26 protein-coding genes are annotated in these 26,443 nt (G+C 68.6%); 18 read left to right on the top strand and 8 right to left on the bottom strand.

The window, feature by feature from the left end:
• The first annotated feature begins 160 nt into the window (after positions 1-160).
• The 7 genes from VBO01S_RS22115 (at position 161) to VBO01S_RS22145 (ending at position 7,112) form a co-directional block, all read left to right on the top strand.
• On the top strand, positions 161-1,021 hold the full coding sequence (locus VBO01S_RS22115) for a TatD family hydrolase (RefSeq protein ID WP_062479462.1): 861 nt from the start codon (positions 161-163) through the stop codon (positions 1,019-1,021).
• 130 nt (positions 1,022-1,151) lie between these two features.
• Positions 1,152-1,637 (top strand): hypothetical protein, encoded by a 486-nt coding sequence (locus tag VBO01S_RS22120; protein ID WP_062479399.1) that lies wholly within the window; start codon positions 1,152-1,154, stop codon positions 1,635-1,637.
• 107 nt (positions 1,638-1,744) lie between these two features.
• Complete coding sequence (locus VBO01S_RS22125; protein WP_062479402.1) at positions 1,745-2,287, top strand: DNA-deoxyinosine glycosylase; 543 nt, start codon at positions 1,745-1,747, stop codon at positions 2,285-2,287.
• On the top strand, positions 2,287-3,069 hold the full coding sequence (locus VBO01S_RS22130; RefSeq protein WP_062479405.1) for a class I SAM-dependent methyltransferase: 783 nt from the start codon (positions 2,287-2,289) through the stop codon (positions 3,067-3,069). Before VBO01S_RS22125 ends, VBO01S_RS22130 begins: the two co-directional genes overlap by 1 nt.
• 18 nt (positions 3,070-3,087) lie before the next feature.
• Positions 3,088-4,878 (top strand): type IV pilus assembly ATPase TfpB, encoded by a 1,791-nt coding sequence (gene tfpB, locus VBO01S_RS22135; RefSeq protein ID WP_062479407.1) that lies wholly within the window; start codon positions 3,088-3,090, stop codon positions 4,876-4,878.
• Positions 4,879-5,096: 218 nt separating this feature from the next.
• Entirely contained in the window at positions 5,097-5,582 is a 486-nt protein-coding gene (locus VBO01S_RS22140) for a tripartite tricarboxylate transporter TctB family protein (RefSeq protein ID WP_062479410.1), read from the top strand.
• A gap of 18 nt (positions 5,583-5,600) precedes the next feature.
• Positions 5,601-7,112, top strand: coding sequence for a tripartite tricarboxylate transporter permease (locus VBO01S_RS22145; RefSeq protein WP_062479412.1), 1,512 nt, complete (start codon positions 5,601-5,603; stop codon positions 7,110-7,112).
• 71 nt (positions 7,113-7,183) lie between these two features.
• On the opposite strand, the gene VBO01S_RS22150 is transcribed toward VBO01S_RS22145, so the two are convergent.
• Positions 7,184-8,527: an amidohydrolase gene (locus VBO01S_RS22150; protein WP_157627421.1), complete on the bottom strand. Its 1,344-nt coding sequence runs from the start codon at positions 8,525-8,527 to the stop codon at positions 7,184-7,186.
• A 32-nt stretch (positions 8,528-8,559) separates the two neighbouring features.
• Positions 8,560-9,837 (bottom strand): porin, encoded by a 1,278-nt coding sequence (locus VBO01S_RS22155; protein WP_062479464.1) that lies wholly within the window; start codon positions 9,835-9,837, stop codon positions 8,560-8,562.
• Between the two features lie 351 nt (positions 9,838-10,188).
• Between VBO01S_RS22155 and VBO01S_RS22160 the strand changes: the two genes are divergently transcribed.
• From VBO01S_RS22160 to VBO01S_RS22175, 4 genes are all read left to right on the top strand, one after another.
• Entirely contained in the window at positions 10,189-11,160 is a 972-nt protein-coding gene (locus VBO01S_RS22160; protein ID WP_062479418.1) for a tripartite tricarboxylate transporter substrate binding protein, read from the top strand.
• Positions 11,161-11,291: 131 nt separating this feature from the next.
• The gene (locus VBO01S_RS22165; protein WP_062479421.1) at positions 11,292-12,905 is read left to right on the top strand and encodes a gamma-glutamyltransferase family protein; all 1,614 of its coding nucleotides are present in this window, start codon (positions 11,292-11,294) and stop codon (positions 12,903-12,905) included.
• Positions 12,906-12,926: 21 nt separating this feature from the next.
• On the top strand, positions 12,927-13,880 hold the full coding sequence (locus VBO01S_RS22170) for a DMT family transporter (protein WP_062479423.1): 954 nt from the start codon (positions 12,927-12,929) through the stop codon (positions 13,878-13,880).
• A gap of 43 nt (positions 13,881-13,923) precedes the next feature.
• A complete protein-coding gene (locus VBO01S_RS22175; protein ID WP_062479426.1) occupies positions 13,924-14,715 on the top strand; it encodes an SDR family oxidoreductase in 792 nt (263 codons plus the stop codon).
• Here the strand turns inward: VBO01S_RS22175 and VBO01S_RS22180 are convergent, their stop codons facing one another.
• Entirely contained in the window at positions 14,716-15,627 is a 912-nt protein-coding gene (locus VBO01S_RS22180; RefSeq protein ID WP_062479429.1) for a DMT family transporter, read from the bottom strand.
• Between the two features lie 109 nt (positions 15,628-15,736).
• Between VBO01S_RS22180 and VBO01S_RS22185 the strand changes: the two genes are divergently transcribed.
• Positions 15,737-16,723 carry a quinone oxidoreductase family protein gene (locus VBO01S_RS22185; protein ID WP_082818233.1) on the top strand — a complete coding sequence of 329 codons (987 nt, stop codon included), beginning with the start codon at positions 15,737-15,739 and terminating at the stop codon, positions 16,721-16,723.
• Positions 16,724-16,832: 109 nt separating this feature from the next.
• Positions 16,833-17,255 (top strand): response regulator, encoded by a 423-nt coding sequence (locus tag VBO01S_RS22190; protein WP_062479432.1) that lies wholly within the window; start codon positions 16,833-16,835, stop codon positions 17,253-17,255.
• On the opposite strand, the gene VBO01S_RS22195 is transcribed toward VBO01S_RS22190, so the two are convergent.
• The gene (locus VBO01S_RS22195; RefSeq protein ID WP_062479435.1) at positions 17,215-18,141 is read right to left on the bottom strand and encodes a LysR family transcriptional regulator; all 927 of its coding nucleotides are present in this window, start codon (positions 18,139-18,141) and stop codon (positions 17,215-17,217) included. The two genes, VBO01S_RS22190 and VBO01S_RS22195, sit on opposite strands and share 41 nt — an antisense overlap.
• A 70-nt stretch (positions 18,142-18,211) precedes the next feature.
• On the opposite strand from VBO01S_RS22195, the gene VBO01S_RS22200 reads away from it, so the two are divergent.
• From VBO01S_RS22200 to VBO01S_RS22210, 3 genes are all read left to right on the top strand, one after another.
• Complete coding sequence (locus VBO01S_RS22200; protein WP_062479471.1) at positions 18,212-19,219, top strand: bile acid:sodium symporter family protein; 1,008 nt, start codon at positions 18,212-18,214, stop codon at positions 19,217-19,219.
• A 158-nt stretch (positions 19,220-19,377) separates the two neighbouring features.
• Positions 19,378-20,538, top strand: a complete 1,161-nt coding sequence (locus VBO01S_RS22205) for a porin (RefSeq protein ID WP_062479438.1) — start codon at positions 19,378-19,380, stop codon at positions 20,536-20,538.
• A 269-nt stretch (positions 20,539-20,807) separates the two neighbouring features.
• The gene (locus tag VBO01S_RS22210; RefSeq protein ID WP_062479441.1) at positions 20,808-21,416 is read left to right on the top strand and encodes a sensor histidine kinase; all 609 of its coding nucleotides are present in this window, start codon (positions 20,808-20,810) and stop codon (positions 21,414-21,416) included.
• Here the strand turns inward: VBO01S_RS22210 and VBO01S_RS22215 are convergent.
• Positions 21,405-22,352 (bottom strand): LysR family transcriptional regulator, encoded by a 948-nt coding sequence (locus VBO01S_RS22215; protein WP_062479443.1) that lies wholly within the window; start codon positions 22,350-22,352, stop codon positions 21,405-21,407. The two genes, VBO01S_RS22210 and VBO01S_RS22215, sit on opposite strands and share 12 nt — an antisense overlap.
• A gap of 152 nt (positions 22,353-22,504) precedes the next feature.
• On the opposite strand from VBO01S_RS22215, the gene VBO01S_RS22220 reads away from it, so the two are divergent.
• The gene (locus VBO01S_RS22220) at positions 22,505-23,383 is read left to right on the top strand and encodes a pirin family protein (RefSeq protein WP_062479445.1); all 879 of its coding nucleotides are present in this window, start codon (positions 22,505-22,507) and stop codon (positions 23,381-23,383) included.
• Between the two features lie 27 nt (positions 23,384-23,410).
• Here the strand turns inward: VBO01S_RS22220 and ureG are convergent, their stop codons facing one another.
• From ureG to ureE, 3 genes are all read right to left on the bottom strand, one after another.
• Positions 23,411-24,061: an urease accessory protein UreG gene (gene ureG / locus VBO01S_RS22225; protein WP_062479449.1), complete on the bottom strand. Its 651-nt coding sequence runs from the start codon at positions 24,059-24,061 to the stop codon at positions 23,411-23,413.
• Between the two features lie 21 nt (positions 24,062-24,082).
• The gene (locus VBO01S_RS22230) at positions 24,083-24,754 is read right to left on the bottom strand and encodes an urease accessory protein UreF (protein ID WP_062479451.1); all 672 of its coding nucleotides are present in this window, start codon (positions 24,752-24,754) and stop codon (positions 24,083-24,085) included.
• A 149-nt stretch (positions 24,755-24,903) separates the two neighbouring features.
• The gene (ureE, locus tag VBO01S_RS22235; RefSeq protein WP_062479454.1) at positions 24,904-25,494 is read right to left on the bottom strand and encodes an urease accessory protein UreE; all 591 of its coding nucleotides are present in this window, start codon (positions 25,492-25,494) and stop codon (positions 24,904-24,906) included.
• Positions 25,495-25,679: 185 nt separating this feature from the next.
• Between ureE and VBO01S_RS22240 the strand changes: the two genes are divergently transcribed.
• The coding region (locus tag VBO01S_RS22240; RefSeq protein WP_157627422.1) for a cupin domain-containing protein at positions 25,680-26,443 on the top strand (764 nt) is incomplete at its 3' end.

Here is a 26,443-nt window from a genome sequence, read left to right on the forward strand (position 1 = left end):
GACCCGGCCGCCGGTGCTGCGGCCGGCGGCAGCGTGCGGGGCGAGCGGCTGTAGAAAGCGGGCCTGCGCATCGGAGCACCTCCGGCAAAAAAGGACGCGTGAAGGAGTTCACAGTAGCACGCTTTCCGCGCCTGTGCATCCCTTCGGGCATCATCGCGCGATGGCTGCGTTTGTCGATACCCACTGTCACCTCGATGCGCCCGAATTCGGTGCCGAGATGCCCGTCATCCGCGCCCGCGCGGCGGCGCAGGGCGTGGTGCTGTGCGTCATTCCGGCCGTGGCGGCCTTCAACTTCGCCACCGTGCGCGCGCTGGCCCACGCGCAGGGCGACGCCTACGCGCTGGGCATCCACCCGCTGTGCACGGGGCAGGCGAGCGATGCGGACCTGCAGACGCTCGACGCCGAACTGCACGCGCGGCGCGACGACCCGCGCCTGGTGGCGGTCGGCGAGATCGGGCTCGACTACTTCGTCGAAGGCTTGGACGCCGATAGACAGGAACGCTTCTTTCACACTCAGTTGCAACTGGCGCGCAAGCACGGGCTGCCGGTTCTCATCCATGTGCGGCGCTCGGTCGACAAGGTGCTCAAGCATCTGCGCCAGACCGCGGGCGGACGGCCCTGGCACGGCATCGCCCACGCGTTCAACGGCAGCGAGCAGCAGGCGCAGGCCTGCATCGAGATCGGCCTGAAGCTGGGCTTCGGCGGCGCCGTGACCTTCGAGCGCGCGCTGCAGCTGCGCCGCCTCGCGGCCACCCTGCCGATGGACGCGCTGGTGATGGAAACCGACGCGCCCGACATCCAGCCGCACTGGCTGTACCGCACGCAGGCGCAGCGCGAGGCGGGCCAGGCGCAGGGCCGCAACGAGCCCGGCGAGCTGCCGCGCATCGCCGAAGTGGTCGCGCAGCTGCGGGGCATCGACATCGCGTCGCTGGCTGAAAACACCACGCGCAATGCGGTGGCAGCCCTGCCGAAGCTCCAAAGTCTGCTGAACGTGTCGGAGGGGCGTCCGCCCGCCGCGTAGGCCAAGTTCCCGAGTTGCGCCAGCGCAGGCCATCGGGCCGTTTTTGCTGTCATCCTTGAAGTTCGAAGTGACGTTGGTTGTCCAGTGGCACTGTCGTCACTCCGCACTTCACTCAAAAAAGGAGTCTTTCATGACCACATCTTTTGTTCGTACCCTGCCCGTCGCGCTCGCACTGGCGCTGGCCTCCATCGGTGTGTCGGCCATCGCGCAGACCACCGCGGCCGAGCCCACGACCACCGAGAAGGTGAAGGAAGCCGGCAAGGACGCCGTCGATGCGACCGCACGCGGTACCGAAAAGGCCTGGGACGCCACCAAGAGCACGACCAAGAAGGCCGTGAACGCGACCGAAAGCGGCGCCGAGAAGGCCTGGGATGCCACCAAGAGCGGCACCAAGAAGGCAGCCAACGCCACCGAGCGCGGCACCAAGAAGGCCTGGAACGCGACCAAGAACACCACCAAGAAGGCCACCACCGCCACCAAGAAGGCGGCCGTGAAGACCGGCGACGCCGTGGAAACGGCCGGCCACAAGACGGCCGACGGCATGCGCAGCGCCGGCAAGGCGATCGGCGAGAAGGTGCCGGGCACGGCCGAGAACGAAGCGGCCAAGAAGCCGTAAGCGGCTCCCTCCATCGGGGCTTCGGCCCCGTTCTCGAAAGAACCCGCTTCGGCGGGTTTTTTCATGGGCGTTCAGGCCCGCCGCGTGGCAATGCCAAGATACCGCCCATGAAACCGACCGCCGTCCCGTCCCCGACCGTTGCCGCCAGCGCCGGCGCGGTGCTGACCGGCCTTGCACCCATCGTCTCGCCGAACACCCGTGTGCTCATCCTCGGCAGCTTCCCGGGCGTCAAGTCGCTCGAGCGGCAGCAGTACTATGCGCATCCCCAAAATCAGTTCTGGAAGATCTTGCAAGCCCTCTGGCCCGACCCCCTGCTTCCGACGGGCGCAGACAGCTACCGCGCGCGCTGCGACTGGCTGCTCGATCGCGGCCTCGGCGTGTGGGACGTGTACGGCGCCTGCGAGCGCGAGGGCAGCCTCGACACCGCGATCCGCTCGCCGGTCGTGAACGACATCGCCGGCCTGCAACTGCCGAAGCTCGCCGCCATCGCCCACAACGGCGGCGAGAGCTTCAAGCACGCACGCCACACGCGCACCCTCGGGGTGCCGGTGTATTCGCTGCCATCCACCAGCCCCGCCAACGCGTCATGGTCCTTCGAGCGCAAGCTCGCGGCCTGGCGCGAGGTCTTCGTTGCCCACCACCTTCTCTGATGGCTTCTTCCGCTTCTTCCAAGAAAACCCTCGTCCTGCCCGAAGTCAATTTTTCCGACTGGGGCGACATCCGCTACCTGCACCTGGGCACCGAATGGGTCCAGGGCTCGATGAAGCTCGACGCGCCCTTCGAGATCGAGCTCGAGTACGTGCAGCGCATGATGGCCTGGCTGCTGTTCGTCGACAGCAAGGGCGTGGGCAACCGCCACGCGATGCAACTCGGCCTAGGCGCGGCCACGCTCACCAAGTTCAGCCGCAAGACGCTGCGCATGCGCACCACCGCGGTCGAGCTGAACCCGCAGGTGGTGTCGGCCTGCCGCGGCTGGTTCAAGCTGCCGGCCGACGACCTGAAGCTGCGCGTGGTGATCGCCGATGCGGCCGAGGAAATCCGCAAGCCCGAATGGCAGGGCACGGTCGACGCACTGCAGGTCGACCTGTACGACCACGAGGCCGCCGCGCCGGTGCTCGACAGCGAAGCCTTCTATGCCGACTGCCGCGCGCTGCTCACCGACGACGGCTGCATGACGGTCAACCTCTTCGGCCGCTCGTCGAGCTACGAGCGCAGCCTCGAGAAAATCGCCGCCGCTTTCGGCGCCGACGCGGTCTGGGCCTTCAAGCCGACGCGCGAAGGCAACACGGTGGTGCTGGCCCAGCGCACGGCGTCGCGCCCGAAGCGCGAGGTGCTTGCCGAGCGCGCCCAAACCATCCAGACTCGCTGGGGCCTGCCCGCGCCGAAATGGCTGCGGGTGTTCAAGCCGATGACGCTTTCCCTCACCACCTGATCACCTGACCTCCGGTTCATGAGCGCTGTACCCGCCGCCGCTTCCGCCTCCGCTGCCCGCCACGAAGGTCCGCTCGACCTGCGTCGCCTGATCGAATGGCTCGCCACCGACGGCGTGATCTCGCCGATGGAGGCCAAGCGCACCATCGCGCGCTGCGCCCAGGCCGAGAGCCGGCAGGCGCCGCTGGTGCGCCTGGCCAACGTGGCCATGACGCGCGAGGCCGACGGCAAGCCGCTCGACCTCGAAGCCCTCACGCAGTGGCTCGCCGGCCGCGCCGGCCTGGCCTACCTGCGCATCGATCCGCTCAAGGTCGACGTGGGCAAGGTGGCCGACACCATGAGCGCCGGCTACGCCGAGCGCCACAAGGTGCTGCCCGTGCAGGTGCTGCCGAACGAGGTGGTGGTGGCCACGGCCGAACCGTTCCTCATCGACTGGATCGCCGAGGTCGAGCGCCAGTCCAAGCGCACCGTGCGCCGCGTGGTGGCCAACCCGTCGGACATCCAGCGCTACACGGCCGAGTTCTTTGCGCTCGCCAAGTCGGTGCGCGCCGCGCAGAAGGCCGGCGGCAACACCGGCGGCGCGAGCTTCGAGCAACTGGTCGAACTGGGCAAGAGCACCAAGCAGCTCGACGCGAATGACCAGAGCGTGGTGCAGGTGGTCGACTGGCTGTGGCAGTACGCCTTCGACCAGCGCGCCAGCGACATCCACCTGGAGCCGCGCCGCGAGCAGGGCGTGATCCGCTTTCGCATCGACGGCATCCTGCACCCGGCCTACCAGATGCCCATGGGCGTGATGAACGCGATGGTCGCGCGCATCAAGCTCCTGGGCCGCATGGACGTGGTCGAGAAGCGCCGTCCGCTCGACGGCCGCATCAAGACCCGCAACATGCGCGGCGACGAAATCGAAATGCGCCTGTCGACCTTGCCGACCGCCTTCGGCGAGAAGATGGTGATGCGCATCTTCGACCCCGACACCGCGGTGAAGGACCTCGACGCGCTGGGCTTCGCGCAGCACGACGCGCAGCGCTGGGAACAGCTCGTCACGCGGCCCAACGGCATCATCCTGGTGACCGGGCCCACGGGCTCGGGCAAGACCACCACGCTGTACTCCACGCTCAAGCGCGTGGCGACCGAAGAGGTCAACGTGAGCACGGTCGAAGACCCGATCGAAATGATCGAGCCTTCGTTCAACCAGACGCAGGTGCAGCCGCAGCTGGACTTCGGTTTCACCGAGGGCCTGCGCGCGCTGATGCGGCAGGACCCCGACATCATCATGGTCGGCGAAATCCGCGACCTCGCCACCGCCGAGATGGCGGTGCAGGCCGCGCTCACCGGTCACCTCGTGTTCAGCACGCTGCACACCAACGACGCACCCAGCGCCATCACGCGGATGATGGAGCTGGGCGTGCCCTCGTACCTCATCACCGCCGTGATGCTGGGCGTGCTCGCGCAGCGCCTCGTGCGCACGCTGTGCCCGCATTGCAAGCAGCCCGACGACGCGGTCACGCGCGAGAGCCTCGAGGCCATCGTCAAGCCGTGGCAGATCACCGGCCCTGTGCGCGCCTACAAGCCGGTGGGCTGCGTCGATTGCCGCATGACCGGCTACATGGGCCGCATGGGCCTGTACGAACTGCTGAGCGTGACCGAGCCGTTCAAGGACCAGGTCACCAAGGAGCCCAACCTCACGGGCCTGCGGCGCCAGGCCGTGATCGACGGCATGCGGCCGCTGCGCCTGGCCGGTGCGTTGCGCGTGGCCGAGGGCGTGACGACCATCGAAGAAGTGCTCAGCGCAACGCCTCCTCTGGAATAGGTCCTCCCCCAGGCTTCGCGCACTTCGTGTCGCTACGCCAACCCCCTCGCCGGGGGCAACACCAGCGGCCCGGCAAAGCCGGTTCCGCGGTGTTTCTTGAAGGGGATCCCATGAGTCATTTCGGGTTATCCCTAGTCCTTTGGTTAGTGGAATCCACATCGGCCTGACCGGAGGCTGACTCGACAATCCCGCATCGAAATTGTTCGAGGAGACTGTTCGTGAAAATCAAAAGTCAGAAAGACTTTTTCTCGGGACTGATGTTCACCGTCGTGGGCGTGGCGTTCGCATGGGGCGCCACCACCTACAGCGTGGGCAGCGGCGCCCGCATGGGTCCGGGTTACTTCCCGCTCATGCTGGGCATCCTGATGGCGCTGATCGGCCTGGGCATCATGTTCAGCGGGCTCACCGTTGAAACGACCGATGGCGAAAAAATCGGCAAGTGGGCCTGGAAGCAAGTGGTGTTCATCCTGGGTGCCAACCTCGCCTTCGGCGTGCTGCTCGGCGGCCTGCCGAGCATCGGCGTGCCGGCCATGGGCATGATCATCGCGATCTACGCGCTCGTGATCATCGCCAGCCTCGCGGGCCACGAGTTCAAGCTGCCCACCGTGCTGATCCTGGCCACCGTTCTGGCCATCGGCAGCTACGTTGCATTCATCTGGGCGCTGAAGCTGCAGATCCAGGTCTGGCCGACCTTCATCGGTTGAGAGAAGAAAGCTGCTCACATGGAACTGTTTGAACACCTCTCAATGGGTTTTGGCGTTGCCTTTACCTTCACCAACCTGCTGTACTGCCTGGTCGGCTGCATTCTGGGCACGCTGATCGGCGTGCTCCCGGGCATCGGCCCGGTCGCGACGATTGCGATGCTGCTGCCCGCCACGTATGCGCTGCCGCCTGTGTCGGCGCTGATCATGCTGGCCGGTATTTATTACGGCGCACAGTACGGTGGCTCGACCACCGCGATTCTGGTGAACCTGCCGGGCGAATCGTCGTCGGTGGTGACCGTGATCGACGGCTACCAGATGGCGCGCAAGGGCCGTGCAGGTCCGGCGCTCGCCGCGGCCGGCCTGGGCTCGTTCTTCGCAGGTTGCGTCGGCACGCTCATTCTTGCCGCCTTCGCACCGCCGCTGACCGAGCTGGCCTTCAAGTTCGGCCCCGCCGAATACTTCTCGCTGATGATCCTGGGCCTGATCGGCGCCGTGGTGCTGGCATCGGGTTCGCTGCTCAAGGCGATCGCGATGATCGTGCTGGGCCTGCTGATGGGCCTGGTCGGTACCGACGTGAACTCGGGTGTCGCACGCTACAGCTTCGACATTCCTGAACTCACCGACGGCATCGGCTTCGTGGCCATCGCCATGGGCGTGTTCGGCTACGGCGAAATCATTGCCAACCTCTCGCGTCCGGACGACGAGCGCGAAGTGTTCACCGCCAAGGTCTCGGGCCTGTTCCCGACCAAGGAAGACTTCAAGCGCATGGTGCCTGCCGTGCTGCGCGGCACGGCGCTGGGTTCGGCCCTGGGCATCCTGCCCGGCGGCGGTGCGCTGCTGGCGGCTTTCGCGGCCTACACGATCGAGAAGAAGACCAAGCTGAAGCCGGGCGAAGTGCCCTTCGGCAAGGGCAACATCCGCGGCGTGGCGGCTCCCGAGTCGGCCAACAACGCCGGCGCGCAGACCTCCTTCATTCCGCTGCTGACGCTGGGCATTCCGCCCAACGCCGTGATGGCGCTGATGGTGGGCGCGATGACCATCCACAACATCCAGCCGGGCCCGCAGGTGATGACCAGCAACCCCGAGCTGTTCTGGGGCCTCATTGCCTCGATGTGGCTGGGCAATGCGATGCTGATCGTGCTGAACCTGCCGCTGATCGGCATGTGGATCAAGCTGCTGTCGGTGCCCTACAAGTTCCTGTTCCCGGCGATCGTTCTGTTCTGCGCGATCGGCGTGTACTCGACCAACAACAACACCTTCGACATCTGGATGGTGGGCATCTTCGGCCTGGTGGGCTACACCTTCTTCAAGCTGGGTTGCGAGCCTGCGCCGCTGCTGCTGGGCTTCATCCTGGGCCCGATGATGGAAGAGAACCTGCGCCGTTCGCTGCTGCTGTCGCGCGGCGACTGGAGCGTGTTCGTCACGCGTCCGATCTCGGCCAGCCTGCTGGCGGCCGCGGCCCTGCTGCTCATCATCGTGCTGCTGCCGGCCGTGAAATCGAAGCGCGAAGAGGCCTTCGTCGAAGACTGATCGACGGGCTTTCTCTGAACGCACAAACGGCGCCCTCGGGCGCCGTTTTTCTTTGGGGGATGCCGTCGTCCCTATCTGCCCAGCGCGCTGAGCACCGCCACGGTCATCGCGTGCACGCCGGTCTTGATCGACGGCTCGGGCACCGGCGCGAAGAAGGGCGAATGGTTGCGGGCCAGCGGCTTGCCGCCGGGTTGGGCGGAGGCCGCGATGTCCCGCGCATCGAGCACGCCGATCGTGAAGTACATCGACGGCACGCCCGCGTTGACGAAGGCCGAGAAGTCTTCGCTGCCCGTCGACGGCACCGTGGAGGCGATGACCTGCGCCGCGCCCAGCGCCTGCTTGAGCGCGGCGGCCGCGCGGGTCACGACCGCTTCGTCGTTGACCAGCGCTTCTCCGCCCGGCACCAGCTTGACCACGGGTTCGGGCGCGCCGCTCGTCGCGGCGGCGGCCATGGCCATGCGGCGCACGCCGGCCAGCAGCTGCTCGCGCACCTGCGGCTTGTACGAGCGGATGGTGCCGCGCAGCGTGACCGTGTCGGGAATGATGTTGCCGGCGGTGCCACCCTGGATGGCGCCGATCGTCACGACACCGAATTCGGCCGGGTCTTTCTCGCGGCTCACCACGGCCTGCACGTCGGTGACGAAGCGCGCGGCGATCACGATCGGGTCGATGGTGGTGTGCGGCCGCGAGCCGTGGCCGCCGCGTCCCTTGAAGACGATTTCCAGGGCGTCGGAGTTGGAACTGCTGATGCCGATGCCGTAGCCGATGGCGCCGTGGGGCGTGGGCGCCGTGTGCAGCGCGAACGCGGCGTCGGGCTTGGGAAAGCGCGTGAACAGGCCGTCCGCGAGCATCGCCTTGGCGCCCGAGACGGTTTCTTCGGCGGGCTGGCCGATGAACATCAGCGTGCCTTTCCACTGGTCCTTGAGCGCGACCAGCGTGCGCGCGGTGCCGAGCCAGCTGGCCATGTGGATGTCGTGGCCGCAACTGTGGGCCACGAAGCTGTCGCGCCCACCCCACTCGGTGCGCGTCTGGCTGGCGTAGGGCAAGCCGGTCTTCTCTTCCATCGGGAGGCCGTCCATGTCGGTGCGCACCATCACGACCGGCCCGGGGCCGTTGCGGTACAGCGCCACGACGCCGGTGCCGCCGACCTTCTCGGTCACCTCGAAGCCGATGGCGCGCATCTCGGCGGCGAGCAGGGCGGCGGTGCGCGTTTCCTTGAAAGCAAGCTCGGGGTGGGCGTGCAGGTCCTTGTAGAGGGCGTCGAGCCGGGGGTACATCGCATCGACGAGCGGCGCGATCGCCGACGCCTGCGGCGATGCGGCGGGCTGGGCCTGCGCGCCTGCGCCGAGGCTGAGGGCGAGGAGGGCGGCGGCGACCAGTGAACGAAGGGAAAAAGTGTGTGCGTGGGTCGGCATGGAATGAGTGCAGGGGCGCATGAAGATGAAGATCAGAAGATGTGGCGGATGCCGAAGTCGTAGCCCGTGGCACCGCGCGGGCGCCAGCCGCTGGTGGCCAGGTAGCCCGGATAGGGCGCGTCGCTGGCGCTCGTCACGGCGCCGATCGCCTTGTCGTTCTGGCCGTCCCGGATGCGAACGCGCGCGAACGTGGCGTACAGCGCCGTGCGGCGGGACAGGTGGTGCACGTAGCCCAGCGCCCATTGGCTGGCGCTGGCGCCTTGCGCGGTGTCTCCCGGCAGGCCGGTGGCGCCGGGCTTGTAGCTGACGCGACCGAACGACGCGCGGACGAGTCCCGGGCCCACGGGCACCGTGGCACCCACCAGGTAGCCGTTGTATTTGTCGGTGCGATCCTGCATCCAGGGCTGTGCCTGCGCGCGACGGTGCCGCAGCTGCGACAGTTCGCCCAGCAGCTTGACGGGGCCGAAGTCGTAGGTGGCGCTCAGGCTGAGGGTCTTCAGCCGGTCCTCGCCGCCGGCGTCGACGGGCGACCGGGCCGCAGCGCCCGAAGGCAGGCGGTCCTTGTTGTCTTCACCGAACGCCAGCGCCACGTTGAGCGGGCCCTTGGCGTAGCCGAAGCGCCCGCCCAGGTAGCGCCCGCGCGCGTTCGTCGGCGTCACGTCCGGGCTGTAGCGGACGTTCTCGGGCAAGGCGTACTGGAGCTGCCCGTGGAAGCCGCCGAGGTCCGGCGGCAGGAAGTAGCCGATGCTGTTGCTGGCGCGCGCGTAGTTGTCGCCGGCCGCCACGCCGGCCGGTGCGCCGCCCAGGAGCGTGGACGAGGCGCTGTTGACGCGCGCGATCACCGACAGGCCCGCGCCCTGCACGGCGAAGGGGTCGGCCAGCGAGTCGTTGCGAAAGATCGGCGTGTAGTCGCGGCCCAGCCGCAGCTCGCCGAAGCCGCCCGACAGGCTCAGCGTCGAACGCTTGGCGAACGAGGCCAGGCCTGTCTTGCCGTCGTCGTTGCCGATGTTCGACTCCAGCCAGAAGCTCGCCGCCAGGCCGCCGCCCAGGTCTTCCGTGCCCCGAAAGCCCAGGCTGCTGCCGCGGTAGCCGCCGCGCGACAGCGTGGTCTGGCTTTGCGTCACCCGCGGCACGCCCGCCGCCAGCAGGGCCGCGGCAGGGCGCCGCGGATCGAACGCCGGGCGGTATTCGCTGAGGGTCTCGAAATGGCTGACGCCCGCATCCATGACGCCGAACAGCGTCACCGAGGACTGCGCCGAGGCCGCGCCGGCCAGCGCCAGCAGGGCCAGGCCGAGCGGGTGCCGCTTCACGCGAAGAACGCGCGAGCTGAGGCAGAGGGCGCCGGCATCGGCGCCCTCGAGGGAGGGAAAGTTCAAGGGGAGGTCTCCTGTGCGCCACTTCTGTGTCGAGTGGACTGGCGCGACTATCGGGCGGCAGGACGCCCGGGAGGAAATACCGTTTGCTGATGCGACCCCATCGCTATTTCTGATGGTCGGGCGCAAGGCCGCGCGCCGCGTGATGGCCGTGGCAATATTGATGCGCCGGATTCATATATCTATCCGATAAATCCATTTCCCTTTTCAATGCCCCGCGTGTCCAATCCTGCGGCCACGTCGGACAAGGCGCGCTCCCGACACACCACCTCGGACACAATGAATTCCATGAAACGAACCACCCGCGCCGCGCTTGCCGCGGCTGCGCTGGTGCTGGCCGCGGTGCCCGCACTGGCCCAGAACTACCCGAACCGGCCCATCCGCCTGATCGTGCCGTTCCCGGCGGCCGGCGCCACCGACCTCTTTGCCCGCACGCTGGGCCAGAAGATGGGCGAGAAGCTCGGCGCCACGCTGGTGGTCGACAACAAGCCCGGCGCCGGCGGTGCGATCGGTTCCGACCTCGCGGCCAAGGCGCCGCCCGACGGCTACACGCTGCTGCTCGCGACGACAAGCACGCACGCCATCGGCCCGGCGATCACGCCGAAGCTGCCCTACGACACGGTGCGCGACTTCACGCCCATCGCCCACGTGGGCGACGCGCCGAGCATCATGCTGGTGCCGGTCAACACGCCCGCCAAGACGGTGCGCGAGTGGATCGACAACGCCAAGAAAAACCCCGGCAAGCTCAACTACGCATCAAGCGGCAACGGCACCATCGTGCAGCTCACGGCGGAGCTCTTCAAGGCGCAGGCCGGCGTGTTCGTCACGCACATTCCCTACCGCGGCACGGCGCTGGCGGTGCCCGACCTCATCAGCGGCAAGGTCGACGTGCTGTTCGACTCGCTGCCCACCGGCATGCCGCACGTGCGCGACGGCCGCCTGCGCGCGCTGGGCGTGACCTCGCTCAAGCGCAGCCCGCTCGCGCCCGAGCTGCCGCCCATCGCCGACACGCTGCCCGGCTTCGAGTCGACCACCTGGTTTGGCTTCTACGGCCCGAAGGGCCTGCCGGCCGACATCGTGGCGCGCGTGAACAAGGCCGCCAACGAGGCGCTGGCCGATCCGGAGCTGAAGGACAAGCTCGCCCGCCTGGGCATCGAGCCGGCGAACGCGGGCACGCCCGAGCAGTTCGCAAAGATGGTGGCCGTTGATGCCGCCAAGTGGAAAAAGATCGTCGTCGATCGCAAGATCACCAACGATTGACTCGGATCGCCCCCAGGCTGCGCGCACTTCGTGTCGCTTCGCCAACCCCCTACCGGGGGCAACACCAGCGGCCCGGCAAAGCCGGTTCCGCGGTGTTCCTGAATGGTTCATGTCGCCCTTGAAAGCACCATATGAAGTTTGATTACGCCAACCCCTACCTCTCGACCCGCCTCCCGGTCTTCGCGCGCAACGTGGTCGCGACCTCGCACCCGCTGGCCGCGCAGGCGGGCCTGCGCATCCTGCAGCAGGGCGGCAACGCGGTCGATGCGGCCATTGCCACGGCCGCCGTGATGACGCTGGTCGAGCCCGTGAGCAACGGCCTGGGCAGCGACGCCTTCTGCATCCTGTGGGACGGCAAGGAACTGCACGGCCTCAACGCCTCGGGCCCTGCGCCGAAGGCCTGGACGCCGGAGTACTTCAAGGCCAAGTACGGCGCCGACGCCGCCACGCCGCCGATGCGCGGCATCGACTCGGTCACGGTGCCGGGCGCGGTGCGCGGCTGGGTCGCGATGAGCGAGCGCTTCGGCAAGCTGCCTTTCGCCGACCTGATGGCGCCCGCCATCGACATCGCCGAGCGCGGCTACCTCGTGCCGCCGGTGGTGCAAGGCAAGTGGGCGGCGGCCACGCCGATCCTGCAGTCGCAGCCGGGCTTTGCGCAGGCCTTCCTGCCCTGGGGCCGCGCGCCCGAGGTCGGCGAGCTGTTCCGCTTCACCGCGGCGGCCCGCGCGCTCAAGGCCATCGCCCGCACCAAGGGCGAGGCCTACTACAGCGGCGAGATCGCCGAGGCCATCGCCAAGTTCTCGAAGGAGCAGGGCGGCGCGCTCACCGTGGCCGACATGGCGGCCTACCAGCCCGAGTGGGTCAAGCCCATCTCGCGCGACTACCGCGGCCACACGCTGCACGAGATCCCGCCGAACGGCCAGGGCATCGCGGCGCTGATCGCGCTGGGCATCCTCGAGAAGTTCGACATCGCCTCGCTGCCGGTCGACTCGGTGCAGTCGCAGCACCTGCAGATCGAAGCCATGAAGCTGGCCTTCGCTGACGTGTACCGCTACGTGTCGGAGCCATCGTCGATGACGGTGACCCCTGCGCAAATGCTCGATGACGCGTACCTGGCTTCGCGTGCGAGACTCATCGACGTGAACAAGGCGCAGGACTTCAAGGCCGGCAACCCCGTCAAGGGCGGCACCATCTACCTCACGGCCGCGGACGAGAGCGGCATGATGGTGAGCTTCATCCAGAGCAACTACATGGGCTTCGGCTCGGGCTGCGTCGAGCCGGAATTCGGCATCAGCCTGCAGAACCGCGGCCACGGCTTCAGCCTCAAGGCCGAGAGCCCGAACGTGGTGGCACCGGGCAAGCGCCCGTTCCACACCATCATCCCGGCCTTCCTCACCAAGGACGGCCAGCCGGTGATGAGCTTCGGCGTGATGGGCGGCAACATGCAGCCGCAGGGTCACATGCAGACGCTGGTGCGCATGCTCGACTACGGCCAGAACCCGCAGGCCGCGTGCGATGCACCGCGCTGGCGCTTCAACGCGGGGCTCGAGATCAACGTCGAAGCGGCCATGAAGGCCGAGACGCTGCAGGGCCTGCGCGACCTGGGCCACCACCTCGAGGTGATCAACGACTCCTACCAGGATTTCGGCGCCGGCCAGTTCATCTGGCGCGCGGGCGAGCCTTCGGTGGAAGGCTACGTGGCCGCGAGCGACCCGCGCCGCGACGGCCTCGCTGCAGGCTACTGAGGATCAAGGGATGATCGGGGGATGAACAAGACAGCCGCATCGGTCGGCATTCCCCCGCACGGACACGAGGCCGCCCGCAAGGGCTACGCCACCGGCCTCGTCCTTGCCACGCTGGGCGCCATCGCGTTCAGCGGCAAGGCCATCATCGTCAAGCTGGCGTACCGCTACGGCGTCGACGCCATCACGCTCATCATGCTGCGCATGCTCTTCGCGCTGCCGCTGTTCGCGCTGATGGCGTGGTGGGCCGGGCGCGGCAAGCCTGCGCTCACGATGCGCGACTGGCTCGGCATCCTGGGGCTTGGCTTCTCGGGCTACTACCTCGCGAGCTTTCTCGACTTTGCGGGGCTGGCCTACATCTCGGCCAGCTTCGAGCGGCTGATTCTTTACCTCAACCCCACGCTGGTGCTGTTCTTCGGCTGGCTGCTGTACCGGCGCCGCCCGACGCGCCCGCAGGTGTTCGGCATGGTCGTGAGCTACGCCGGCGTGCTGCTGGTGTTCGGCCACGAGCTGTGGACCGGCGGTGACGGCAAGGGCGGCGGCGCGGCCGCATGGGGCGCGTTCCTCGTGTTCCTGAGCGCCGTGAGCTATGCGGGCTACCTCGTGTACAGCGGGGAGTTCGTCAAGCGGCTCGGGTCGCTGCGGCTCGTGGGGCTCGCCACGACCGTGGCGTGCGTGCTGTGCATCCTGCAGTTCGTGCTCACGCGGCCGATGAGCGCGGCGATGGCGGTGGCGCCCGAGGTGATCTGGCTGTCGGTGCTCAACGCCACGCTGTGCACCGCGGTGCCTGTCCTCATGGTGATGATGGCCATCGAACGCATCGGCCCCGCCATTGCGGCGCAAACCGGCATGATCGGGCCCCTGTCGACCATCCTCATGGGGGTGGTCATACTGGGTGAGCCGTTCACCGCGTGGATCGCGGCCGGCACGGTGCTCGTCATCGCGGGCATCTTCGTTTTCACACGCAAGGGGCGTTAGCCGTCCTTGCAACATCGATCGATCGATCGACTGGAGCAAACACATGGATCTGGGCATTGCAGGCAGGACCGCACTGGTGTGCGGCGCGAGCAAGGGGTTGGGCTACGGCTGCGCCGAGGCGCTGGTGCGCGAAGGCGTCAACGTGGTGATCGTGGCGCGCGGCGCCGAGGCACTCGACGCTGCGGCCAAGCAGCTGGTGGCTGTGGCCGGGCCGTCGGGTCCGTTCGTCAAGCACGTGGCGGCCGACATCACCACCGAAGCCGGCCGCGCGGCCGTGTTCGCGCTGGGCCACGACTTCGACATCGTCGTCACCAACGCCGGCGGTCCGCCGCCCGGCGACTTCCGCAACTGGGACCGCGAGGCGTGGATCAAGGCGGTCGACGCCAACATGCTCACGCCCATCGAGCTCATCAAGGCCACGGTGGACGGCATGGCCAAGCGCGGCTTCGGTCGCATCGTGAACATCACGTCGAGCTCGGTGAAGTCGCCGATCGACATCCTGGGGTTGTCGAACGGCGCGCGCAGCGGCCTCACGGGCTTCGTGGCCGGTGTGGCACGCACGTCGGTGGCGGCGCAGGGCGTGACCATCAACAACCTGCTGCCGGGCTCCTTCGAGACCGACCGCCTCAAGGGCACGATGGCCGGTGCGGCGCAGAAGTCGGGCCAGGATTTCGACACCGTGTGGGAAGCGCGCAAGAAGAACATCCCGGCCAAGCGCTTCGGCAACCCGGCGGAGTTCGGCGCGATCTGCGCGTTCCTGTGCAGCATGCAGGCGGGCTACATGACCGGGCAGAACGTGCTGGCAGACGGCGGCGCCTACCCCGGCACTTACTGATCAGCGCCGCGACGACACCACGATCCCGCCGACGATCAGCACGAAGGCGGCGCCGTGGTACCAGTACGGCGCCTCGCCGAGGAAGGCCGCCGACAGCACGGCCGCGAACAGCGGCGTGAGGTTCATGAAGATGCTCGCCGCCTGCGGGCCCGCGCGCTGCACGCCGGTGCCCCAGCAGCGGTAGGCCAGCACGGCCGGGCCGATGCCGATGAACAGCATCGCCGCAATGAGCGGCCAGCCCAGGTCGAGGTGGGCGGGCGTGAACGTCCACTCGCCGGCGGCCAGCGCGCCCGACCACGCGACACCGAAGACCAATTGCGCCATCAGGAAGGCAGCCCAGTCGCTGCGCACGTTGGTGGGCTCGTGCGTGCGCGCCAGCAGCCAGCTGTAGAAGGCCCAGGCGATGGTGCCCGCGATCATGTACAGGTCGCCCGGCACCAGCCGCAGCGCGAGCAGCTGCTGCCACTCGCCGCGGCTCAGGACCAGCAGCACGCCCAGCATCGACAGCAGCGCGCCGCCCAGCGCGCGCCGGCTGACGCGCGCGCCGAAGCACAGCGTGCCCACGGCCAGCATCCACAGCGGCAGGCTGGAGCCCACCAGCGTGACGTTGATCGGCGTGGAGGTCTGCAGCGCCAGGTATTGAAAAGCGTTGTACAGGCCGATGCCCAGCAGGCCCAGCAGTGCGTAGCGCCGCCAGTGCGCCCACAGCGGGCTGTCGCGGCGCAGCACCCAGGCCGCCAGCGGCAGCAGCAGCACGAACGCGATCACCCAGCGCACGAAGTTCAGCGTCAGCGGCGACACCAGCGCGCGCACCAGCCGGCCGACCACCGCGTTGCCGGCCCACAGCAGCGGCGGCACGGTGAGGAGCAGGGCGGTGAGGGGCGTGAGGCGGTGGTGCGATGCGGACGACATGGCCGCCGACTCTACCGGGCCCGCACGGAGACCGTGCCGCGTCGAGAAAAAGCCAAACGTGGCACGATGCCCGTCCCATTCTTTTTTCCCCTGCGTGGAGACAGCAACGATGTTGAGCAAAGCCGTCCGTATCGACCGCCACGGCGGTCCCGAGGAACTGAAGATCGTCGAGGTCGAGGTGGGCGAGCCCGGCCCCGGCGAGATCCGCATCCGCCACAAGGCCGTGGGCCTGAACTTCATCGACACCTACCAGCGCACCGGCCTGTACCCGTTCCAGATGCCGCTGCAGCTGGGCATGGAAGCCTCGGGCATCGTCGAGGCGGTGGGTGAGGGCGTGACGCACCTGAAGGTGGGCGACCGCGCCGCCTACGCGAGCCAACCGCCCGGCGCCTACTGCGAGCTGCGCGTGATGCCGGCCAAGTGCGTGTGCAAGCTGCCCGACGACATCTCCTTCGAGACCGGCGCGGCCATGATGCTCAAGGGCCTCACGGCCCAGTACCTGCTGAAGAAGACGCTGCCGGCCGAGGGCCTGCAGCCCGGCGACTTCGTGCTGTTCCATGCCGCGGCCGGCGGTGTCGGCCTCATCGCCTGCCAGTGGGCCAAGGCGCTCGGCCTGCAGCTCATCGGCACGGCCGGCAGCGATGCCAAGTGCCAGCTCGCGCTGGCGCACGGCGCGGCGCACGCCATCAACTACAGCACCGAGAACTTCGCGGCGCGCGTGAAGGAGATCACCGGCGGCCAGGGCGTGAAGGTGGTGTACGACTCGGTGGGCAAGGACACCTTCGAAGGCTCCATCGACAGCCTGCGCCCCTTCGGCCTGCTGGCGATCTTCGGCAACGGCTCGGGCCCGGTGCCGCCGGTCAACCTCGGCCTGCTGGCCTCCAAGGGCTCGCTCTACGTGACGCGCCCGACGCTGTTCACGCACATCGCCACGCGCGAGCGCACGCAAGCCATGGCCGACGACCTGTTCGCGGTGGTGCAAAGCGGCGCGGTGAAGATCCCGATCGACCAGCGCTACGCCCTGGCCGACGTGCAGCAGGCGCACCGCGACCTCGAGGCGCGCAAGACCACGGGCTGCACCATCCTCACGCTCTGAACCAGCGCAGCGGCCGGCGGGTGATGTCCTACGCGCGGTGGGGTGTCACACCTTCGACTTGTGGCGGGCGCATTTTGTAGCCTGCACTTGTCCCTTTGCAGAGCCCGCCATGACCACCGTCCGCGCCTTCATCGTCGAAGACAACCCCGCCCAGCGCGCCAGCCTGGCGGGCACGCTGCGCGAGATGGCGCGCATCGATCCGGTCGGCCAGGCCGAATCGGAGGCCGAAGGCACGCGCTGGCTCACGCGCAACCCGGCGCTGTGGGACCTGGCCATCGTCGACCTGTTCCTGGGCGACGGCACCGGCTTCAGCGTGCTCGAGGCCTGCCGCAACCGCGACCCGAAACAGAAGATGGTGGTGCTCAGCAACCACGCCACGCCCGAGACGCGCCGCAAGTGCGCGCAGCTCGGCGCCGACGCCGTGTTCGACAAGGCCACGGAGGTCGAGGAGCTGATCGACTTCTGCGTGCGCCAGCGGCAGGAGCGCTTCTTCAGCGCGCCTTCGTCGGCGGGGCCGCGGGCGCCTCACTGAGCGCCGCCGTCTCGCGCACCATGCGCCAGACCCGCTGCGCCAGCGGCGACAGTTCGCGGTTGCGGCGCCGGATCAGCATGATCGCGCGCTGCACGTTCGGCACCAACGGGCGCACCACCAGCCGCGCCAGCCCTTCGGGTGGCAGCGACAGGCCCGGCATCACGCTGATGCCGATGCCGGCCTCGACCATGCGGAACACGGTGGTCGCATGGCCCAGCTGCTGCTTCACGTCGCAGCGCGCGCCGTGCCGCTCCAGCGCCTGGTCGATGAGGCGCCGGCTGCCCGAGGCGTGATCGAGCAGCACCAGCGGCTGGCCGTCGAGCGCGGACCAGTTCACCGAGGCCTTTTTTTCCGTCAGCCGGTGGCCGGGCAGCGTGACCACCATGAAGGGGTCGTTGAGGATCGACTCGCAGTGCAGGTCGTCGGCCTCGGAGGGCTCGATCACCACGCCGAAGTCGACCTCGCCGCTGCGCACGCTGTCCAGCACGTCCTGCTGAATGCGGTCGAGCAACAAGAACTGGATGCCCGGCGCCTGCACCGCGCAGGCCGCGATGCAGTCGGGCATGAGGTTGGCCGAGAGCGTGGGGCTGCTGGCCACGCGCACCTTGCCGCCGCGCGCGCTGGCCAGGCCGGCCACGTCCTGCAGGGTCTGGTCGAGTTCGTCGAGCACGCGGTCGAGCCGGGCCGCGAACGAGTGGCCGGCTTCGGTCAGCACCACCTCGCGCGTGGTGCGGTCCAGCAGCTTGAGGCCGAGCTGCGCTTCGAGTTCCGAGATCGACCGGCTCACCGCCGGCTGGCTCAGGCCCACCTGGTCGCCGGCACGGCTGAAGTTGCGGCCCTCGGCCACCGAGCGGAAGACGCGGAGTTGGCGCAGCGTGACGTTCATGCGCTCAAATCATATATCCATCCGATAAATCCATTTCTCTTTTGAATGGCCGGAAGGTCCAATGCAGGCCATGGCACGTTCACGCTTTCTTCCTGACAACTTCACGCTCACGCTCGTCGCGGTCGTCACCCTGGCCAGCCTGCTGCCCGCCAGCGGCCGCGTGGCCCATTTCTTCGAGGGCCTGACCACGGTCGCGATCGGGCTGCTGTTCTTCCTGCACGGCGCCAAGCTGTCGCGCGAGGCGATCCTCGCGGGCATCACGCATTGGCGGCTGCACCTGCTGGTGTTCGCCTGCACCTTCATCCTGTTCCCGGTGCTGGGGCTTGCGCTGCGGCCTGTGCTGGGGCCGCTGGTGACGCCGCAGCTGTACACGGGCGTGCTGTTCCTGTGCGTGCTGCCGGCCACGGTGCAGTCGGCCATCGCCTTCACGGCCATGGCGCGCGGCAACATGCCGGCCGCCATCTGCAGCGCTTCGGCCTCGACGCTGCTGGGCGTGTTCATCACGCCGGTGCTGGTGAGCCTGGTGGTGTTGCCTGAAGGCGGCGCGGTGGCGTCGTCTTCGTCGCTCGACGCGATCGGGCGCATCCTGCTGCAGCTGCTGGTGCCGTTCGTCATCGGCCACCTGTCGCGTCCGTTGATCGGCAAGTGGATCCAGAAGCGCGCCGCGGTGCTGAAGTTCGTGGACCAGGGCTCGATCCTGCTGGTGGTCTACACGGCCTTCAGCGCGGCGGTGATCGAAGGGCTCTGGAAGCAGATTCCCGTGAGCGCGCTGCTGGGCCTGCTGCTGGTGTGCGGCGTGCTGCTGGCGCTGGCACTGGGCCTGACGACCTTCATGGCGCGGCGCTTCGGCTTCAACATCGAAGACGAGATCACCATCGTCTTCTGCGGCTCCAAGAAGAGCCTGGCGAGCGGGATTCCGATGGCGAAGGTGCTGTTCGCCTCGCACGCCGTCGGCGCGATCGTGCTGCCGCTGATGCTGTTCCACCAGATGCAGCTGATGGTGTGCGCGGTGCTGGCACAGCGCTACGCGCGGCGCGCAGCGACGTCCCCGGCGCCTGCGCTGCGTACGGCCGAGTAGCCTGCCCGGCGCCGAGCGTTCACGCACCGGCCGGCGCGTGAACGCAAAACAACACCCCTGAGGGGAGGGCTGGCGTCCACCAGATTCCTCCAATTTTGAACAGGACCATCCGGTCAGCGGCTCGATGAAGAGCAGCTGAAAACCCCGGAGAAACCTGAATGAAGAAATCCCTCACGGCACTCGCCGCGCTGGCCGTCACCGGCCTGGCCTCTGCCCAATCGTCGGTCACCCTGTTCGGCGTCGTCGATGCCGGCGTGAGCTACCAGAGCGCCACCTCGCGCAACCCCGTCACGGGCACCACCAGCAAGCAGAGCCAATGGAGCCTGGCCAACTCGGGCTACAACTCCAGCCGCATCGGCTTTCGCGGCACGGAAGACCTGGGCGGCGGGCTCGCCGCCAGCTTCTGGCTCGAGGCGCCGATCAGCAACGACGACGGCGCCACCGGCATCGCCAACTTCAACCGCCGCTCCACCGTCAGCCTGTCGGGCGGCTTCGGCGAAGTGCGGCTGGGCCGCGACTACACGGCCACGTTCTGGAACGACACGGTGTTCGACCCGTTCGGCACCAACGGCTCGGGCTCCAGCGTGATCAACACGGTGAGCGGCAGCACCGCGCTGGGCAACACGAACTACGTGCGCGCCAGCAACATGGTCGGCTACTTCCTGCCGCCCAACCTCGGCGGCTTCTATGGCCAGCTGCAGTACAGCCTGAACGAGAACACGAAGACCAGCGCGACCGACACCACGGCAGCCACCAGCAGCAGCGCGGGCCGCTATGTGGGCGGGCGTTTCGGCTATGCGAACGGGCCGCTGGACATCGCGCTGGCGGTGGGCCAGAACGTCGCGGTCGACACCACCACGCTCACGCGCAAGGTGCAGACCATCAACCTCGGTGCGTCGTACGACTTCGGACCGGTCAAGCTGTTCGGCGAGCTGTCGAACGTGAAGAACAAGTTCGACCTCGCGGCGCTGGGCAACCGCCACGACAGCTACAACGGCTACCTGATCGGCGCGAGCATGCCGGTGGGTGCGGGCCTGATCCGTGCGTCGTACTCGACCGTGCGCTACAACGAAGGCGCCGTGGGCATCAGGGGTGACGACCCGCGCGCGAACAAGCTCGCGATCGGCTACGTGCACAACCTGTCCAAGCGCACCGCGCTGTACGCCACCGTGGCGCGCGTGAGCAACCGCAACGACGCGAACTACACGGGCAGCCTCACGGCCGCCAGCACCACGGGCTATGGCAGCACGGGCGTGGGCTACACGGGCCTGCCGCGTTCGTCGACGGGCTACGACTTCGGCATCCGCCACGCGTTCTGACCGGCCCCCGTTCGCGTGCGGCGGCGCTGCCGGTGCACGCGAACGGGCCCTGCCGTCGAACCAGTCATGCATCGATTCACATGATCCGAATTCATCACCTCGCAGGCGTACTGGCAGCGCTCGGCCTGTCGGGCTGCATCGTGCTGCCGCCGCCTCTTTTTCCGCCCGGGCCACCGCCGGGATTTCGCGAAGAGCCCCCGCCACGCTGTGAGGCCCCGAGCGGCTGCGCGCGGCCGGCCTTTCCTGAAACGCGCTGAGGACTGTCGACCGTGTACGGCAGTTCACTAGGCCTGGTCATTGCCACGCTCATCGGCCTCGGCCTGACCGGCGTGCTCGCGCTGATGGGCGCGCTGTTCGTCGCCAACGCCCGCGCGGCCGTGCAAGCCCGCGGCCTCGCGCAGCAGGCCCGCACGCAGCAGCGCCAGCAACTGGCGGACAGCCGCGTGCAGGACCTGCGACCATTGCTCGGCACTGAATCTGGCGATGCAACATCGCTGCACCTCGATGTGCACCTGCCCGCGGAAGCGGTGCCGGTCTTCGGCATTCCGTCGGAGCTGCGCGAGCTGCTGGCCAAGGTGGCCGCACATGCCGCGCGCGTGATGGCGGCGGGCGCGACGCTGCAGGTGCGCGCGCGCATCGAAGGCACGCAGGCCGTCGTTCACTGGCGCGACCTCGACGCCGACAGCGACCGCCCACCGCTGGCGCGCTTCTTCGATGCACTCGACGCCGCCTCGCTGGCCAGCGCGCGCATCTGCGAGCGCATCGCGGGGCGCCACGGTGGGCGCATCTATTCCGCGCCGGACGATGGCGGCGTGCTCGGGCTGACGCTGCGCCTGCCGCTGTACGCGCCGGCGGTGGCCGCCGGATCAGTCGGCTGAAGTGCGCGTCGGCGCCGATACGCCCGAAAGTTCAAGGGCTTCGAGCGCCTCATACTCCACCGCTAGGAAGTCCACCAGCTTGCGCACCGACGGCAGCAGGCCGCGGCGCGAGGGGAACACCGCGTGCACGATGCCGCTGCGCGGCGCCCAGTGCGGCAGTGCGTCGACGAGGCGGCCGGCCTGCAGGTCGTCGCGCACCATCATCGTCGGCATCTTGGCCACGCCCACGCCCTGCAGGGCGGCATGGCGCAGCGCGGCCATGTCGTCGGTCACCAGGCGGGGCTGGTGGCGCACCTCGGCGCTCGCGCCGTCGGGGCCTTCGAGCGACCAGGTGTGATGCGGCTGGGCCGGGCCGAGGTCCAGGCTGGGCAGCAGGCCGATGTCGGCCGGGCTGGCCGGCGCCGTCAGGCCTTCGAGCAGGCGCGGGTGGGCCACCAGCCGCTGCGTGCTGTGGCCCAGCACCTTCATCACGAGGTCGGTGTCCTCGAGCGGCGGAAAGCGCACGCGCAGCGCGAGGTCGAAGCCCTCGCGGATCACGTCGACGCGGCGGTTGGTGCTCTCGAGCTGCACGGTCACGCGCGGGCACTCGGTCATGAAGCGGGCGATCATCTCGGCCACCTGGTAGTACACCAGCGCCGGCGGGCACGACAGCCGCACCAGCCCCTGCGGCTGGGCCTGCAGGCGGTCGATGGCCTCCTGCGCGGCGTCGGCCTCGACCAGCATGGCCACGCAGTGCTCGTAGTACTGGCGGCCGATGTCGGTGACGCTGAAGCGGCGCGTGGAGCGCTGGATCAGGCGCACGCCCAGCCGCTCCTCGAGCAGCGCGATGCGCCGGCTCAGGCTCGACTTGGGCACGCTGAGCGCGCGGCCGGCCGGGGCAAAACCGCCGTGGTCGACCACCTGGGCGTAGTAGTAGAGATCGTTCAGGTCGCGCATGGCTTTTTGGGGCCCTCCGTGCCGTTGATCGTTCGCCAGATGGAACGATGAGGGCGAATTCTGGCATCTACTCAAAGCATCGTTGCGGCCCCATCCTTGATCCATGGCTTTCCCGTTCCGGGCGAGCCGCCAGATGGAAAGGAACACAGACCATGAAGAAGATCCTCGGCACCTACAGCGCACCGCGCCCGCACTGGGTGGGCGACGGTTTTCCCGTGCGCTCGCTGTTCAGCTACGACACGCTGGGCCGCCACGCCAGCCCCTTTTTGCTGCTGGACTACGCCGGCCCGGCCCCCTTCACCCCGACCGATCAGCCGCGCGGCGTGGGCCAGCACCCGCACCGCGGCTTCGAGACCGTGACCATCGTCTACAAGGGCGAGGTGTCGCACCGCGACTCGACCGGGCAGGGCGGCACCATCGGCCCCGGCGACGTGCAATGGATGACCGCCGGCGCGGGCATCCTGCACGAGGAGTTCCATTCCGAAGCGTTCACGCGCGACGGTGGCGAGCTCGAGATGGTGCAGCTGTGGGTCAACCTGCCCGCCAAGGACAAGATGGCCACGCCGGGCTACCAGGCCATCGTGGATGCGCAGATTCCGTCGGTGCCGCTGCCGGAAGGCGCGGGCAGCGTGCGCGTGATCGCGGGCGACTACCTCGGCCACAAGGGGCCGGCCCGCACCTTCACGCCCATCGACGTGTGGGACCTGCGCCTGAACCAGGGCGCGCAGGTGACGCTGCCGGTGCCCGAAGGCCACACGGCCGCGGTGGTGGTGCTGCGCGGCACGGTGCAGGTGAACGGCGAGACGGTCGTGCGCGACGCGCAGATGGTGCTGCTCGACCGCGCGGGCGATGCGCTCACGCTGGACGCCAACAACGACGCGGTGGTGCTGCTGCTCAGCGGCGAGCCGATCGACGAACCCATCGTCGGCCACGGCCCGTTCGTGATGAACACGCGTGACGAGATCGTGCAGGCGATGAAGGACTTCGGCAGCGGGAAGTTCGGGCAGATGCCGGAGGCCGTGGCGCACTGAGCGCCCACCGCCGCCCTGGTTGAAGAATCAGGCGGCGGTGAGCATGCCGCGCGTTTCGATGAAGGCGACAACCTCAGCGACGCCCGTGAGCGTCTTGAGGTTGGTCATCACGTAGGGGCGCTGGCGGCGCATGCGCTGAGTGTCCTGTTCCATCACGTCGAGATTCGCACCCACGTAGGGCGCGAGGTCGGTCTTGTTGATGACGAACAGGTCGCTCTTGGTGATGCCGGGGCCGCCCTTGCGCGGGATCTTTTCGCCGGCCGCCACGTCGATCACGTAGATGGTGAGGTCCGACAGCTCGGGGCTGAAGGTGGCGGCGAGGTTGTCGCCGCCCGATTCGACGAACACGATGTCGGCATCGGGAAAGTCTTCGAGCATGCGATCGATGGCCTCGAGGTTGATCGAGGCGTCTTCGCGGATCGCGGTGTGCGGGCAGCCGCCGGTTTCCACGCCCATGATGCGCTCGGCCGGCAGCGCGCCAGCCACGGTGAGCAGGCGCTGGTCTTCCTTGGTGTAGATGTCGTTGGTGATCGCGATCAGGTCGTACTTGTCGCGCATCGCCTTGCAGAGCATTTCGAGCAGGGTGGTCTTGCCCGAGCCGACGGGGCCGCCGATGCCCACGCGCAGCGGCGGGAGCTTCTTGGTGCGGTTCGGGATGTGGTGCAGGGCGGAGGTCATGGGCGAAAAGGTCCGGTTCGGTCAGCTTCGGAAGAGGCGGGAATATTGTGTTTCATGGCGGGCCGACAACACCGCCAGCAGGGGCGCGAAGGCCTGGCGCTCGTCGTCGCTCAGTTGCATGGCGCGGTCGACGGCCGCAGGGATTTCGTTCGCGAGCCGTGCCAGGATGCGCTGGCCCGCGCTCTGGCCCAGCGGCACGGCCTTGACGGCGGCGGCGACCATGTTCTCGGCCCAGCCGAAGGCGAAGGCCAGGCAGCCGTCCTGCACCGAGGCTTCGGTGCGGCTGGCGGCGAACGCGAAGGCCACGGGGTAGGTCGCGGGCAGGCCGGCGAAGACCTCGGCGGTGTCGGCATGGTGCAGCTTCAGCCACTCGACGAAGGAGCGGCCCATCTGCTCGGTCTGCAGGAAGAACTCGGCGGATTCGCGGGTGTGCAGCACCCAGTCGTTGAGGGTGCGGATGCGTTGTGCGTCGTTCGTGCGCCAGGCCGTGATCGCCTGGGCGGCCAGGGCGAGGTCGCCGCGCGCGAAGCTCAGGTGCAGCTGGTCGGAGAGCCACTCGGTGGCGCCGGCTTCGGAATGGATGCCGGCCCATTCGACTGCGGCCTCGACGCCTTCGGAATACGAGAAGCCGCCGACCGGCAGGGCGGGGGAGGCGAGCCAGATGAGCTGGAGGAGGCTGTGCGGGGTGGGCATTTGTCTATGGGCGCGCGCCGCTGTTCAGGGCGCGTGCGCAGGCCACCGGGCACTTCCCTCCGCGAATGTCCCCCGGGCTTCGCCCTCCTCCTTGATTTCGCTGCGGGAAGCACCCGGTGCCCTGCGCACGAGAAGAGCGGTGGGTCATTTCAATGCGGGTGGCCGTGATCGTCGTCGAGCAGTTCGGGGGCGAGCACGAGGGGCTTCGGGCCGCTCTTGCCGTGGGAATGTCCGTGGTCATGGCCATGGTCGTGGTCATGACTGTGGCCGCCGTGCGAGTGCCCTTGCGCGCCGTACGCGCCGCCTTCGGGCTCGAAGGCTTCTTCGACGGCGACGACGATCAGGTGCATCGAACGCAGCATGTCGGCCAGCACGTGGTCGGGTTCGATCTTCAGGTGGTCGGGCTTGAGCTCGATCGGCACGTGCCGGTTGCCCAGGTGGTAGGCCGCGCGCGTCAGGTCGAAGGGCGTGCCGTGGGCGGTGCAGTGCGTGATGCGCAGCACGGGCTGCGGCGCCGCGATCACGCGCACCAGCGAGCCGTCTTCCGCCACCAGCACGTCGCCACCGCGCACCGCGGTGCCGCGCGGCAGGAAGATGCCGATCTGCCGGCCCTGCGAGTCGGTGGCGTCGAAACGGCTTTTCTGGCGCACGTCCCAGTCGAGTTCGATGGTGGCGGCACGCTTGAGCAGCACGGGCGCGAGACCGCGGCCCTGGGGCATGAGTTTGTTGGCGGTGAGCATGGCGAGTTGCAGGGTCGAATGAGGCCGATGAATGTAGCGCCTCTTGCAGCCCCTGTTCGGCGTGGTGTTCCAAGCCCGTCGGCGAGGCCAACGTGCCGGGAACGGGCTTTCCTGCGTTAGCAAATATCGGGCCTTGTGGACTCGGGGGCTTGCCTGCGCGCCCCATCCGCCCCAGCATCCGCGTCATGAACAGCCTGGCCTACCTGACGACCGACGTTGCGACCCCGCTGCGTTTCGACTACTGGCACGACGTCGTGTGCCGCCACTGCATTCCCGCGGCCAGCCGTGCGATGACGGCCGAGCCGTTCGAAGGGCGGCTCGACGTGCGCGAGGTGGGCGCGGTCAGCGTCAACCGCATGTCGGCGCCGGTGCATCACTGGTCGCGCGACGCGCCCCACCTGCGCCGGCATCCGTTGGACGACCTGTGGCTGGCGTTCGTGCAGGAGGGCGAGGGCACCTTGGTGCAAGGCGGGCGGCAGGGGCGGCTGCGCAGCGGCGACATGCTGCTCTACGACGCCGGCCGGCCCTTCGAATGCACGCTGGACGCGCGCTCGGTCTACCTGGCGCGCATGCCGCGCCGGCTGCTGCTGCGGCGCTTCGCGAAGGCCGAAGACTTCACCGCCCGCACCATCGCCGCGGACCGCCCCGGCGCGGCGCCGCTGCACGCGATGCTGCGGGAGACGGCGAACCCGGCCTTCGCGCAGCCGCATTCCGTCGCCGCCGAACGCTTCGGCGGCGCGCTCATCGACCTGCTGGCCGTGACGCTCGAGCTGCAGCAGGACATGGCTGGCGACGCCGGCGCCGAGCGCGGCTTGCATGCGCGCATGACGGCCTACATCGAGCGCCATCTGGACGACCCGGCGCTGTCGCTCGATACGTTGGCGCAGGCGCACCACGTCTCGGCGCGCACCGTGGCGCGGGCGTTCGCGCGCCAGGGCGCCACGGCGAT

Source organism: Variovorax boronicumulans NBRC 103145 (genome assembly GCF_001591345.1).
Taxonomy (GTDB): Bacteria; Pseudomonadota; Gammaproteobacteria; order Burkholderiales; family Burkholderiaceae_C; genus Variovorax; species Variovorax boronicumulans.

Bases quoted from the DNA above. Each gene is read 5' to 3' on its own strand.
- VBO01S_RS22115 (WP_062479462.1), top strand. From the start codon at position 161: ATGGCTGCGTTTGTCGATACCCACTGTCACCTCGATGCGCCCGAATTC.
- VBO01S_RS22120 (WP_062479399.1), top strand. From the start codon at position 1,152: ATGACCACATCTTTTGTTCGTACCCTGCCCGTCGCGCTCGCACTGGCG.
- VBO01S_RS22125 (WP_062479402.1), top strand. From the start codon at position 1,745: ATGAAACCGACCGCCGTCCCGTCCCCGACCGTTGCCGCCAGCGCCGGC.
- VBO01S_RS22130 (WP_062479405.1), top strand. From the start codon at position 2,287: ATGGCTTCTTCCGCTTCTTCCAAGAAAACCCTCGTCCTGCCCGAAGTC.
- tfpB (WP_062479407.1), top strand. From the start codon at position 3,088: ATGAGCGCTGTACCCGCCGCCGCTTCCGCCTCCGCTGCCCGCCACGAA.
- VBO01S_RS22145 (WP_062479412.1), top strand. From the start codon at position 5,601: ATGGAACTGTTTGAACACCTCTCAATGGGTTTTGGCGTTGCCTTTACC.
- VBO01S_RS22150 (WP_157627421.1), bottom strand. From the start codon at position 8,527: ATGCCGACCCACGCACACACTTTTTCCCTTCGTTCACTGGTCGCCGCC.
- VBO01S_RS22160 (WP_062479418.1), top strand. From the start codon at position 10,189: ATGAAACGAACCACCCGCGCCGCGCTTGCCGCGGCTGCGCTGGTGCTG.
- VBO01S_RS22165 (WP_062479421.1), top strand. From the start codon at position 11,292: ATGAAGTTTGATTACGCCAACCCCTACCTCTCGACCCGCCTCCCGGTC.
- VBO01S_RS22170 (WP_062479423.1), top strand. From the start codon at position 12,927: ATGAACAAGACAGCCGCATCGGTCGGCATTCCCCCGCACGGACACGAG.
- VBO01S_RS22175 (WP_062479426.1), top strand. From the start codon at position 13,924: ATGGATCTGGGCATTGCAGGCAGGACCGCACTGGTGTGCGGCGCGAGC.
- VBO01S_RS22180 (WP_062479429.1), bottom strand. From the start codon at position 15,627: ATGTCGTCCGCATCGCACCACCGCCTCACGCCCCTCACCGCCCTGCTC.
- VBO01S_RS22185 (WP_082818233.1), top strand. From the start codon at position 15,737: ATGTTGAGCAAAGCCGTCCGTATCGACCGCCACGGCGGTCCCGAGGAA.
- VBO01S_RS22190 (WP_062479432.1), top strand. From the start codon at position 16,833: ATGACCACCGTCCGCGCCTTCATCGTCGAAGACAACCCCGCCCAGCGC.
- VBO01S_RS22195 (WP_062479435.1), bottom strand. From the start codon at position 18,141: ATGAACGTCACGCTGCGCCAACTCCGCGTCTTCCGCTCGGTGGCCGAG.
- VBO01S_RS22200 (WP_062479471.1), top strand. From the start codon at position 18,212: ATGGCACGTTCACGCTTTCTTCCTGACAACTTCACGCTCACGCTCGTC.
- VBO01S_RS22205 (WP_062479438.1), top strand. From the start codon at position 19,378: ATGAAGAAATCCCTCACGGCACTCGCCGCGCTGGCCGTCACCGGCCTG.
- VBO01S_RS22215 (WP_062479443.1), bottom strand. From the start codon at position 22,352: ATGCGCGACCTGAACGATCTCTACTACTACGCCCAGGTGGTCGACCAC.
- VBO01S_RS22220 (WP_062479445.1), top strand. From the start codon at position 22,505: ATGAAGAAGATCCTCGGCACCTACAGCGCACCGCGCCCGCACTGGGTG.
- ureG (WP_062479449.1), bottom strand. From the start codon at position 24,061: ATGACCTCCGCCCTGCACCACATCCCGAACCGCACCAAGAAGCTCCCG.
- VBO01S_RS22230 (WP_062479451.1), bottom strand. From the start codon at position 24,754: ATGCCCACCCCGCACAGCCTCCTCCAGCTCATCTGGCTCGCCTCCCCC.
- ureE (WP_062479454.1), bottom strand. From the start codon at position 25,494: ATGCTCACCGCCAACAAACTCATGCCCCAGGGCCGCGGTCTCGCGCCC.